Source organism: Amycolatopsis sp. NPDC004747, assembly GCF_053601335.1.
Genome location: NZ_JBSGBQ010000001.1, coordinates 177,034 through 188,556, shown reverse-complemented (window position 1 = coordinate 188,556; position 11,523 = coordinate 177,034). Strand labels below are relative to the sequence as shown.

Genomic DNA, 11,523 nt, shown 5'->3' with positions numbered 1-11,523 from the left:
TGCCGGGTTGCGGGCGTCGCCGGGTTCCATCGAGCTTTATGCGTCGGCTATGCGGTCCAGCCACTCGGCCAGGAGGGTTCGCTCGGCCTTGGTCAGTGCCGTGGCGCCGTCCAGTCCCGCCCGCAGGGCGATGGCCCGCTCCGGCAGGTCCGATCCCGCCGGTTCCGGTGTGCCGGTGAGGATGCGGGCCAGCACCGTCTCGCGGGCCGTCGGCGACAGCTCCTGGTCCCGCTCGTTCTCCGGGGTGGCGATCTGGGTCAGCACCACGCCCATTCCCGCCGAGTGCACCAGCCTGGCCGCTCGGTCGACACTCACCCGGAGCCGGCCCGCCGCCGCCACGCGCTCGACCTTGCTCCGCAGCATGGCCTCCGCTTCGCGGGCCGCCGGCGAGGTGCGGCCCGGCCGGGCGTCGCCGTACATGAGCACGTAGAACTCGGGGCGGGACAGGCCGAACTCGATGTGCAGGTTCCAGCCGTTGCGGAGGTCCTCGACCGGGTCGTCCGTCGACCCCATGGCGCGCTTGCTCTTCAGGTACTCGTCGAAACCGTACGCCGCGACCGCGTCGAGCAGGCCGTCCTTGTCACCGAAGAGGCGGTACAGCGCCGGTGGCTGGACGCCCGCCGCCGCGCTCACCGCGCGGGTCGACAGGCCGTCGCGGCCCTCCGTCACCAGCAGGGCCGCCGCCGCCTCGAGGATGCGTCCGCGCGTGTCCTCCGCCGTCTTCGTCGCCACGGTTACGATGGTAACAAATCTTCGGTATCGACTATTCGGTCGATGGCCACGCGGTGGGCGAGGCGGCGCAGCAGCGGTGCCGCCTCCGCCATGCAGCGCGCCGGGTCCGGCTCCAGGTCCGTCAGCGCGTACGCGGCCGAGATGCCCGCCTTCGCCAGCTCGTCCGAGGACAGCAGGCAGCGTCCGGACACCGTCACGCACGGGACACCCCGGGCCGCCGCGGCCCGGGCCACTCCTGCCGGGGCCTTGCCGGCCAGCGTCTGGCTGTCGAGTGATCCCTCGCCGGTGATCACCAGAGAGGCTCCGGCCAGGGCCGCGTCGAAGCCGAGGAGGTCGAGCAGGAGCTCGATGCCCGGCCGCATGCGGGCGCCCAGCACGGCCATCGCCGCAAAACCCACTCCCCCGGCCGCTCCGGCGCCCGGGCGTTCGGCGTACTCCGGGCCGGCGACCGAAGCCCAGTGGCGCAACGCCGCGTCCAGGATCTCGACGTCGCCGGGGGACGCGCCCTTCTGCGGGCCGTAGACCAGCGCCGCCCCGCGTGGTCCGCAGAGGGGGTTGTCCACGTCGCTCGCCAGCTCGATGTCCACTTCGGACAGGTCCGGCGGGTCCAGCGAGGCGAGCCGGGACAGGGCCGCACCTCCGGACGGGAGCTCGCGGCCGGTGTCGTCGAGGAGCCGGGCGCCCAGTGCGGCCAGCATGCCCGCGCCACCGTCGGTGCAGGCGCTGCCGCCGAGCCCGAGCACGATCCGGCGGCACCCGGCCCGCACGGCCGCCGCGATGACGTCCCCCGTTCCCGCGCTGGTCGCGGTGAGCGGGGCCGGGGCGCCGGGCAGGCGGTGCAGCCCGGACGCCTCGGCCAGCTCGACCACCGCGGTGTCCCCGCGCACCGCGTAGCACGCCGTCACCGGGGCTCCCGTCGGGCCGCGGGCGGGCACTCGCACCCGTTCGTACCCGGCGGCGACGGCGGCGTCGACCGTCCCCTCGCCGCCGTCGGCCACCGGGAGGGTCCGCACCACCGCCGCGGGGTCGACGTCGGCGATGCCCGACGCCACCGCCGACGCCACCTCCCCCGCGGTCAGGGACCCCTTGAACTTGTCCGGGGCGAGGAGGACCTTCACGCGCTCGCCTTGAAGGCCCGCCAGTCGCCGATCTCGGTGATGTCCCGCAGGGCGACGTGCGAGGTGTAGGGCCGCCGCAGCAGCATCGCGAACGCCGAACTGCCGTCGGCCAGCTCCACCACGCCCAGCTCCAGCTCGTGCGGCTCGGCCGGCAGCACCCGGTCCCGCAGGGCGTCCAGGGAGACGTCGTACACCTCGCCGGTGACCGCCGCGCCGCCGTGCGACACCGGGTACAGCGCCGGGCACTGGTCGCCGACGGCGTAGAACCGGTACTTCGGCGCGGTGTCCGCCACCGCCACGAACGGCGATCCGTCGAGCAGGTGGTGCAGCGGCTCGCCGCGCATGGCGCCGCCGTTGAAGAACATCAGGGGCACGGGAACTCCTTACCGGAAAAGGGTTTCGACACCGTCGATGGCGAAGTACACCGCGAAGACCAGCGCCAGCAGGGATAGCAGCCAGCCTGCCTCGCGCCACTTGCCGCGGCCGATCTTGATCAGGACGAACGCGATCAGGCCGGCGCCGACGCCGTTGGTGATCGAGTAGGTGAACGGGATCAGGGCCGCGGTGAGGAACACCGGGATCGTGTAGTCCGGGTCGTGCCACGGGATGGTGCGGCACTGCGCGACCATCATGCCGCCGATGACCACCAGCGCGGGCGCCGCGGCCTGGGCCGGGACGACTCCGGCGAGTGGCGTGAACAGCAGCGTCCCGGCGAACAGCAGGCCGGTGACGAGGCTCGCCAGCCCCGTTCGGGCACCTTCGCCGACGCCGGCCGCGGACTCGAGGAACACGGTGTTCGGCGACGAGCCGGTGACGCCGCCCGCGATCGCACCCGCGCCGTCGACCAGCAGGATCCGGCCCATCCGCGGCACTTTCCCGTTCTTCGACAGCCCGGCTTCGGCGGAGACGCTGGTGATCGTGCCCATCGCGTCGAAGAAGCCGGACAGCACCAGCGTGAACAGGAAGACGGTGGCCGCGAGCGCGCCCGCCGAGGCGAACCCGCCGAACAGGTCGACATGACCGAAGAGCCCGAAGTCGGGGGCGGCGACCACGTGCTCGGGCAGGGCCGGGGTGGTCAGGCCCCAGCCGCCGACACCGAACGCCTCGTGCAGCACGACCGCGAACACCGTGGCCACGCCGATGCTGATCAGCACCGCACCCGGGACCTTGCGGGCCATCAGCACGATCATCAGCAGCAGCCCGAAGCAGAACACGACGATCGGCCAGCCGTGCAGGTGCCCGCTCGCCCCGAGGCGTACCGGGACCGTGGTCTGCGCGGAGTCCGGCATCCTGGTTACGAACCCGGCGCTGACCAGCCCGACCAGGGCGATGTAGAGCCCGATCCCGACGGTGATCGCCATCTTGAGCGGCCGCGGGATGGCGTTCATGATCCGTTCGCGGACCCCGCTGACGGCCATCAGCACGATGCACACGCCTTCGAGCACGACCAGCCCGAACGCCTGCGCCCAGGTCATCGACGGCGCCATCTGGAAGGCGACGATGCCGTTGATGCCGAGGCCGGCGGCCAGCGCGAGGGGCGCGTTGCCGACGAGTCCCATGAGGACGGTCATCACGGCGGCGGCCAGCGCGGTCGCGGTGGTCACCTGCGCCGCCGACAGCCGGGCGCCGGTGATGTCGGCGGAGGCGCCGAGGATGAGCGGGTTGAGCAGCACGATGTAGGCCATCGCCACGAAGGTGGTGACGCCGCCGCGGACTTCGCGGCCGATCGTGGTCTGGCGGGCGCGCAGCTCGAAGAGCCGCTCGAGAAAAGTTCGGCGTTGTGCGAGTACTTCGTCGACTACGGGGGTGGGGACTTCGGTCTGGGTCATGCGTCCTGCCCTTGCCGGTGGGTGTGCTCGGCCAGGGCCAGGCACCACGCCGTGCCTGGCCGAGCGGGACGTTCGATTCGGTTGTGCTCCGGTCAGCTGGCCTTGTGGGTCAGTAGTCGGTGCGGTCGGCCTTGTCGAGCCAGGCCGCGAACGGCGCGAAACCGTCCGTTGCGGACAGTCGGGTCACGGGTACCGTCCACGTTTCGCGGGGACGGTCGAAGAGTTCGTAGAAGGCGCGGTCGTCGAAGCCGGCCTTGGCCGCGTCGTCGCGGTCGGCGGCGAAGACGACCTTGTCCACGCGCGCCCACAGCGCCGAGGACAGGCACATCGGGCACGGCTCGCAGCTGGAGACGAGCACGCACCCGTCGAGCTTGAACGTGCCGAGCGCCTGGCAGGCCGCGCGGATCGCGACCACTTCGGCGTGCGCGGTCGGGTCGAGGTTCGCCGTGACGCGGTTGACGCCGGTGGCGACGACCTCGCCGTCGCGGACGATCAGCGCGCCGAACGGGCCGCCGCCGTTCTCGACGTTGTGCGTGGCGATGCGGACGGCTTCGTCCAGCCAGGCCTGCTCGACGGAAATCGACGTGGTCATCTCAGACTCCGGTGATGTGCTCGGGGCGGATCGGGACGCGCGGCAGCTCGAGGCCGGTGGCCGCGCGGATGGCGTTGGCGATCGCGGGCGTGGCCGAGATCGTGGGCGGCTCGCCGACGCCGCGGACGCCGTAGGGCGCGTGCGGGTCGGGCCGTTCGAGGACCTCGACCCGCATCGGCGGCATGTCGAGGATGGTCGGGATGAGGTAGTCGGTGAACGACGGGTTCCGCACCTTCCCGCCCTCGACCAGGATCTCCTCCATCACGGCGAGGCCGAGGCCCTGTGCCGAGCCGCCCTGGATCTGGGCGACGACGGCGTCGGGGTTCATCGCCTTGCCGACGTCCTGGGCGCAGTCGAGCTGCACCACCTTGACCAGGCCGAGGTCCAGGTCGACGTCGACCACCGCGCGGTGGGCGGAGAAGCCGTACTGGACGTGGGCGTCGCCCTGACCGGTCTCCGGGTCGAGCGGGTAGGTCTTGCGGTGGTGGAACTCGCGGGTCTCCTCGATCGCGGTGTCCCCCAGCAGCTCGGCGAGGTCCGCGACGACTTCGCCGTCGGCGGCGACCACCTTGCCGCCGGTGAGGGTCATGCCCTCCCCGGAAACGCCAAGGCGACTGCATACCGTATCCGCGACCGCGCGGCAGGCGTTGCGGACCGCGCCGCCGGTGACGTACGTCTGGCGCGACGCCGAACTGGATCCCGCGTCGCCGACGCTCGTGTCGGCCGGGTGCACGCTCACCCGCGTCACGCCCAGCTCGGTGCGGGCGATCTGCTGCTGCAGCGTCACCAGGCCCTGGCCGACCTCGGCCGCGGCGGTGTGCACCATCGCCACCGCTTCGCCGCCGATCACCTCCAGCCGGACGCGGGCGGTCGAGTAGTCGTCCAGGCCTTCGGCGTAGGAGATGTTCTTGATCGTCACGCCGTAGCCGACCCCGCGGACGACGCCTTCGCCGTGGGTGGTGTTGGACGCGCCGCCGGGGAGCTCGCGGATGTCGCGGGCGCCGGCCGGCACGGGCGGCAGCGGCAGGTCGCGGACGCGCTGGACGAGTTCCGCCACCGGCGCCGGGAAGTCGACCACCTGCCCGGTGACCACAGTGGACCCTTCGCTCAGCGCGTTGCGGATCCGCAGCTCGGCCGGGTCCATGTCCAGTGCGGCCGCCAGTTTGTCCATCTGGGACTCGTAGGCGTACGTCGGCTGCACCGCGCCGAGACCGCGCATCGCACCGCAGGTCGGGTTGTTGGTGTATACACCCCAGCCCTCGATGTGGGCGTTCGGTACATCGTATGGGCCGACGCTCAGCGTGGTGCCGTTGCCGACCACGACCGGGGTCTTGGACGCGTACGCGCCGCCGTCGAAGTACAGCTTGGCGCGGACGTACACGAGCTTGCCGTCCTTCGTCGCCCCGTGCTCGTAGTACATTTTCGCCGGGTGGCGGTGCACGTGCCCGAAGAACGACTCCAGCCGGTTGTACACCATCTTGACCGGTCGGCCGGTGCGCAGCGCGAGCATGCAGGAGTGGATCTGCATCGACAGGTCCTCGCGGCCGCCGAACGCGCCGCCGACCCCGGACAGCGTCAACCGGACCTTCTCCAGCGGCAGGCCCAGCGCCTTCGCCGTCTGGCGCTGGTCGACGTGCAGCCATTGGGTGGCCAGGTAGAGGTCGACGCCGCCGTCTTCGGCAGGCACCGCCAGCCCCGACTCCGGGCCGAGGAACGCCTGGTCCTGCATGCCGATCTCGTAGACGCCGGACACGACCACGTCCGCGGTGGCGGCCGGGTCGCCCTTGACGATCCGCTGGTGGCGGACCAGGTTCCCGCCCGGGTGCAGCTTCGGCAGGGTCTCGTCGTGCGCGGCCCGCTCCGGGTCGGTGATCGGCTCGAGGACGTCGTACTCGACGACGATCTCCTTGAGCGCCTGCCGGGCGGTCTCCGGGTGGTCGGCGGCCAGGATGGCGACCGGTTCGCCCTGGTACCGGACCAGGCCGTCGGCCAGCGCCGGGGTGTCCTGGAACTTGAGGCCGTAGACGTTCTCGCCCGGGACGTCCTCGTGGGTGAGGACCGCGTGCACGCCCGGCTGGGCCAGCGCGCGGGAGACGTCGAGGCGGACGATCCGGGCGTGCGGGTGCGGGCTGCGCAGGGTGGCGCCCCACAGCATGTCCTCGTGCCACAGGTCCGAGGAATAGGCGAACTCGCCGCGGACCTTGAGCGTGCCGTCCGGGCGCAGCGGGCTCTCCCCGATGCCGCCGGCGATCGTCTCGTGCAGCTCCTGCGGCGAGCGGGCCGGCGCGCTCATCGGACGGCCTTCTTCGCGGCGGCGTCCCGCACGGCGTCGAGGATCTTCTCGTAGCCGGTGCAGCGGCAGAGGTTCCCGGCGAGGGCCTCGCGGATCTCGACGTCGGAGGGGTCCGGGACCCGCTCGATCAGGTCGTGCGCGGCGACCAGCAAGCCGGGCGTGCAGAACCCGCACTGGACGGCGCCCTTTTCGACGAACGAGTCCTGCACCGGGTCGAGGGCTTCCCCCTCGGCCAGCCCTTCGACCGTGACGACCTCGCGGCCCTCGGCCTGCCCGGCCGCGACCAGGCACGCGCACGCCGGGACGCCGTCGAGGTAGACCGTGCAGGAGCCGCATTCGCCCTGTTCGCAGGCGTTTTTCGAGCCCGGCAGGCCGAGCCGCTCGCGCAGCACGTACAGCAGGCTCTCGCCTTCCCAGACGTTGTCCGCCCGGCGGTGCTCGCCGTTGACGGTGACGTTCACGCGCACTTCGCGCTCCCCTCGCAGTATTCGGTCCAAGCCCAGGTCAGCGTCCTTCGCGCCATGACCCCCAGCGCGTGCCGGCGGTAGGCCGCACTCCCCCGGACGTCGTCGATCGGCGACGCGGCTCCGGCGACCAGGTCGCCGAAGCGGCGCTTCACCGAGTCGGTCAACGCCCGCGGCGACTCCCAGTCCAGCTCCCCGGCCAGGAACTCTTCGGCTTCGAAAGCCCGGCGAGGGGTGGGCGCGGCCGAGCCGACCCCGGTGCCGACGCGCTTTTCGGCGGGGTGCAGCGCCAGCCCGAAGGCCGCGACCGCGATGACCATCGCGTTGCGGGTGCCGATCTTGCTGAACTGCTGCGGCCCGGTGGCCGGTTCGACGAGCACGGCCGTGATCAGCTCGTCCGCCGCCAGGACGTTCCGCTTCACGCCGGTGTAGAAGTCCTTCGCCGCGACGATCCGGGTCCCGCGGACGGAGGCGATTTCGACCTCGGCACCGGCGGCCAGCAGCGCCGGGTGCGAGTCACCCGCGGGCGAAGCTGCGCCCAGGTTGCCCCCGACGGAACCGCGGTTGCGGATCTGCGGGGACCCGACGGTCCGCGCGGCCATCGCCAGCCCGGGCAGCTGCGCGCCCAGCTCGGCGATGATCCGGGTGTAGGGAACGGCCGCGCCGATCCGGATCCGGCCGCCGTCGGTGCCGTGCTCGTGCAGCTCGGGGACGCGCCCGAGGTCGAGCAGGGCTTCGGGACGGCGGTGGTCGAAGTTGAGCTCGACCATCACGTCCGTGCCGCCGGCGATCGGCACCGCACCGGGGTTCGCGGCCCGCGCGGCGAGCGCGTCGGCCAGCGAGGCGGGTCGGAGGAATTCCACTGTGGACGTCCTTTCGGGGCTGCTTCGTGAAGAAGTACACACGCTGACGTGTGGCCGCGACCACGGCAAAACCCCTGAAAGACGGGTGAATTTCCGGCCCGCGTTTGTACTTTTCTCCAACCCCTCGATCGCGGGCGCGGAAAGGCCGCCGCACGGGGTCAGGTCTCGTGCGGCGGCCGTGGTCACGCGGGTGTTACGCGGGTTCGAACTCCTTGACGGCGTCGAGCGCGGCGCCCATGGCGGCGTTGCCCTCGCGCTCGATCATGATCTCCACCAGGACCGGGCGGCTGGTGCGCTCGGCTTCCTTGCGCGCCCACTCCAGGGACGTCCGGATCTCCCCGGGCTCGTGCACACGAGTGCCCGAACAGCCGTAGGCCTCCATGATCTTGACGTTGTCCGTGCCGATCGCGTCGTAGTGGATGTCGACTTCGAAGTTCATCTCGTAGCCGGTCTCGGCCTGGCGGATGAGCCCCAGGTACTCGTTGTTCAGCATGATCAGCACGAACCCGACGTCGTACTGCGCCGCGACCGCCAGCTCCTCGACCAGGAACTGGAACGAGTAGTCGCCGACCACGCCGACGACCTCCGCCTCCGGCCGCGCCTTCTTCACCCCGATCGCGGCCGGGATCTCCCAGCCGAGCGGGCCGGCCTGGCCGCACACCTGGTAGTGCCGCGGCTTGTGCGCCTGCTGGAACTGGCCCGACCAGATCTGGTAGAGCCCGATCGCGGTGACGAAGTAGGTGTCTTCGCCGAACGTTTCGTTGATCTCCTTGAACACCCGCGGCGCCTTGATCGGCAGGCTGTCGAAGTCGTCACGGCGGGGCAGCGCCTCCTTCAGCTCGCCGATCCGGGCGACCCACTCCCGCCGCGGCACCGGCTTCCGCTTCTCCAGCGCCACCAGCAGCGCGTCGAGGAACTCCCGCGTGTCCGAGACGATCCCGAGGTCGGGGCCGAACACCTTGCCGAGCTGGGTCGGCTCGATGTCGACGTGGATGAACTTCCGGTCGCCGCGGTAGACCGACAGCTCGCCGGTGTGCCGGTCGCCGAACCGGGCACCCAGCGCCAGGACCAGGTCCGACTCGAGGAAGGCCGCGTTCGCCCAGCGCTGGGACGTCTGGATGCCGGCCATCCCGGCGAACAGCTCGTGGTCCTCCGGGAAGCTGCCCTTGCCCATGAGCGTCACCTGGACCGGGACGTCGAGGCGTTCCGCGGCGGACCGCAGCCGCTCGCTCGCCTCGCCGAGGACGACCCCGCCACCGGCCAGGATCAGCGGGCGCTCCGCGGCCAGCAGCAGGTCCAGCGCGCGCTCCACCCGTGCGGGCGCCGGGGTCACCCGGGTCACCGGCAGCGGCGAATCGATCGAGGAGTCCCACTCGATGTCCTGCTTCTGGACGTCGATCGGCAGGTCGACGAGCACCGGCCCGGGCCGGCCCGAGCGGGCGATGCGGAACGCCTCGCGGAAGATCCACGGCAGCTGGGCGGCCTCCTTGACCTGCACCGCCCACTTCGTCACCGGCTTGGCGATCTCGACGATGTCGACCGCCTGGAACGCCTCCTGGTGCAGCTTGGTCGTCGCCGCCTGGCCGGTGATGCAGATCATCGGGATCGAGTCCGCGTGCGCGGTGTAGAGCCCGGTGATCATGTTCGTCCCGGCCGGTCCGGACGTGCCGATGGCGACGCCGACCCTGCCGTTCGTCCTCGCCCAGCCGTCGGCCATGTGCGTTGCGCCTTCTTCGTGGCGGACGATCAGGTGCTCGATGGCCCGGCCTTGTAGGGCGTTATACAGCGGGAGGATCGCGGCGCCGGGGCAGCCGAAGACGGTGTCGACGCCTTCGCTTTCCAGGACGTCGACGACCGCCTGCATCGCGGGGATTCTGGGCATGTCACACCTCCGCCGGGACGCGGCCCGACAACTGTTCGGCGACCTTCAGCAAGGCCGAGTGGTCCAGGGAGCCGTACCCCATGGCGCGGCCGGCGGCGACGAGCTGGGCGACCAGCCCGGTGAGCGGGAGCGCGACGCCGGCCTGCCGGGCGGCGGCCAGCGCGATCCCCATGTCCTTGTGGTGCAGGTCGATCCGGAAGCCCGGGGCGAACCGGCGGTCCACCATGGACCGGCGCTTGAGTTCGAGGATCCGGCTGCCCGCGAGCCCGCCGGCGAGCACGTCGAGGCCGGTGGCAGCGTCCACACCGGACGCTTCGAGCAGCACGATCGCCTCGGCGACCAGGCCGTAGATCCCGCCGACGACCAGCTGGTTGGCGGCCTTGACGACCTGGCCGGCGCCGTGCGGGCCGACGTGCACGATCGTCTTGCCGACGGCGCCCAGGACCGGCTTGGCGGCCTCGAAGTCCTCCGCGTGCCCACCGACCATGATGGACAGCGACGCCTGCTCGGCCCCGGCCTGGCCGCCCGAGACGGGGGCGTCGAGGACGCGGATCTTCCTGTCCCGCGCGGCTTCGGCGACGGCGACGGACGTCTCGGGCCGGATGGTGCTCATGTCGATCAGCAGCGTGCCGGGCTCGGCGGTGCCGAGCACGCCACCCGCGGCCAGCACGACCTCTTCGACCTGCGGGTGGTTCGGCAGCATCGTGATCACGACGTCCGCACCGGCCACCGCGTCGGCGACGCCCGTCGCCGCCCGGCCACCGGCGGCTTCGAGCTTCTCCCCCGCGGCCGGGTTGACGTCGTAGCCGCCGACGTCGTGGCCGGCTGCGGCCAGGTGCGCGGCCATCGGGGCGCCCATCACGCCCAGTCCGATGAATCCCAGTTTCATGCTCGTCCCCTTCGGGTTTTCGGCAGCCAGGCCAGCGACGTGACGGTGTCGGGGTCCGGGACGTACTCGATCCCGACGAACCCCGCGTACCCCGCGTTCTGCAGCTTCGCGAGGTGCCCGTCGATGTCGAGCTCGCCGGTGCCGGGCTGGTGGCGGCCGGGTGCGTCGGCGATCTGCACGTGCCCGATCCGGGCGAGGTGCTTCGCCGCGAGTGCGTCCAGGTCGTCGCCGTTGACGGCCAGGTGGTACAGGTCGGCCAGCAGCCGCACGTTTTCGCGCCCGAGGTCGTCGAGCACGGCCACGGCGTCCGCGGCGGTCTTGAGCGGGTAGCGGTCGGCGCCCGAGAGCGGTTCGAGGACCAGCTGCGCGCCGATGCGCGCGGCCGCGTCGGCAGCCTTGTCCAGGTGCACCCGGGCCAGCTCGTCCTGCTTGGCCGGGTCTTCGCCGTCGAGCCGGTTGCCGTAGAGGGCGTTGAAGCTGCGGCAGCCGGTGCGCTCGGCGATGCCGAGGGCGACGACCAGGCTGTCGGCGAACTCGGTCTCGCGGCCGAGCCAGCTCACCAGGCCCCGCTCCCCCGCGGCCATGTCCCCGGCGTAGAAGTTCAGCCCCCGCAACCGGACTCCGTCGAGGCTGCGCACGAACGCGTCGACCTCGTCGCGCGCGGGGACCGCCGAGCCGAACGGCCACCAGTACTCGACGTCGGTGAACCCGGCGTCCCGCGCGGCGGCGGCCCGCTCGAGGAGGGGTACCTCCTTGAACAGGATCGACAGGTTGGCGACGTACGGCAGGGAGTGCCCCTCTTCAGGCATCGCGACCTCGAATTTCGCTATCCGGAATTTTTCTTTCGCATATCGAGAATAG

11 protein-coding genes are annotated in these 11,523 nt (G+C 71.8%); all 11 read right to left on the bottom strand.

What is annotated here, in order from left to right; translation table 11 throughout:
* Window positions 1–36: 36 nt before the first annotated feature.
* On the bottom strand, window positions 37–732 hold the full coding sequence (locus ACWEGE_RS00790) for a TetR/AcrR family transcriptional regulator (protein ID WP_449658359.1): 696 nt from the start codon (window positions 730–732) through the stop codon (window positions 37–39).
* A gap of 2 nt (window positions 733–734) precedes the next feature.
* A complete protein-coding gene (locus ACWEGE_RS00785) occupies window positions 735–1,850 on the bottom strand; it encodes a glycerate kinase (protein WP_449658358.1) in 1,116 nt (371 codons plus the stop codon).
* The gene (locus ACWEGE_RS00780) at window positions 1,847–2,224 is read right to left on the bottom strand and encodes an allophanate hydrolase-related protein (RefSeq protein ID WP_449658357.1); all 378 of its coding nucleotides are present in this window, start codon (window positions 2,222–2,224) and stop codon (window positions 1,847–1,849) included. The genes ACWEGE_RS00785 and ACWEGE_RS00780 overlap by 4 nt, the downstream gene beginning before the upstream one ends.
* 9 nt (window positions 2,225–2,233) lie before the next feature.
* Window positions 2,234–3,679: an NCS2 family permease gene (locus ACWEGE_RS00775; protein WP_449658356.1), complete on the bottom strand. Its 1,446-nt coding sequence runs from the start codon at window positions 3,677–3,679 to the stop codon at window positions 2,234–2,236.
* A gap of 109 nt (window positions 3,680–3,788) precedes the next feature.
* Window positions 3,789–4,271, bottom strand: coding sequence for a nucleoside deaminase (locus tag ACWEGE_RS00770; RefSeq protein ID WP_449658355.1), 483 nt, complete (start codon window positions 4,269–4,271; stop codon window positions 3,789–3,791).
* A 1-nt stretch (window position 4,272) separates the two neighbouring features.
* Window positions 4,273–6,564, bottom strand: a complete 2,292-nt coding sequence (gene pucD, locus ACWEGE_RS00765; RefSeq protein WP_449658354.1) for a xanthine dehydrogenase subunit D — start codon at window positions 6,562–6,564, stop codon at window positions 4,273–4,275.
* Entirely contained in the window at window positions 6,561–7,031 is a 471-nt protein-coding gene (locus ACWEGE_RS00760; protein ID WP_449658353.1) for a (2Fe-2S)-binding protein, read from the bottom strand. Before ACWEGE_RS00760 ends, pucD begins: the two co-directional genes overlap by 4 nt.
* Window positions 7,022–7,891: an FAD binding domain-containing protein gene (locus tag ACWEGE_RS00755; RefSeq protein ID WP_449658352.1), complete on the bottom strand. Its 870-nt coding sequence runs from the start codon at window positions 7,889–7,891 to the stop codon at window positions 7,022–7,024. Before ACWEGE_RS00755 ends, ACWEGE_RS00760 begins: the two co-directional genes overlap by 10 nt.
* A gap of 193 nt (window positions 7,892–8,084) precedes the next feature.
* Window positions 8,085–9,773 (bottom strand): glyoxylate carboligase, encoded by a 1,689-nt coding sequence (gene gcl, locus ACWEGE_RS00750; RefSeq protein ID WP_449658351.1) that lies wholly within the window; start codon window positions 9,771–9,773, stop codon window positions 8,085–8,087.
* Window position 9,774: 1 nt separating this feature from the next.
* Window positions 9,775–10,662, bottom strand: coding sequence for an NAD(P)-dependent oxidoreductase (locus ACWEGE_RS00745; RefSeq protein WP_449658350.1), 888 nt, complete (start codon window positions 10,660–10,662; stop codon window positions 9,775–9,777).
* A complete protein-coding gene (locus ACWEGE_RS00740; protein WP_449658349.1) occupies window positions 10,659–11,471 on the bottom strand; it encodes a hydroxypyruvate isomerase family protein in 813 nt (270 codons plus the stop codon). The genes ACWEGE_RS00745 and ACWEGE_RS00740 overlap by 4 nt, the downstream gene beginning before the upstream one ends.
* Window positions 11,472–11,523: the final 52 nt, after the last annotated feature.

Coding starts and splice junctions, on each gene's coding strand:
- ACWEGE_RS00745 (WP_449658350.1), bottom strand. CDS start 10,662: ATGAAACTGGGATTCATCGGACTGGGCGTGATGGGCGCCCCGATGGCC.
- ACWEGE_RS00775 (WP_449658356.1), bottom strand. CDS start 3,679: ATGACCCAGACCGAAGTCCCCACCCCCGTAGTCGACGAAGTACTCGCA.
- gcl (WP_449658351.1), bottom strand. CDS start 9,773: ATGCCCAGAATCCCCGCGATGCAGGCGGTCGTCGACGTCCTGGAAAGC.
- ACWEGE_RS00770 (WP_449658355.1), bottom strand. CDS start 4,271: ATGACCACGTCGATTTCCGTCGAGCAGGCCTGGCTGGACGAAGCCGTC.
- ACWEGE_RS00740 (WP_449658349.1), bottom strand. CDS start 11,471: ATGCCTGAAGAGGGGCACTCCCTGCCGTACGTCGCCAACCTGTCGATC.
- pucD (WP_449658354.1), bottom strand. CDS start 6,564: ATGAGCGCGCCGGCCCGCTCGCCGCAGGAGCTGCACGAGACGATCGCC.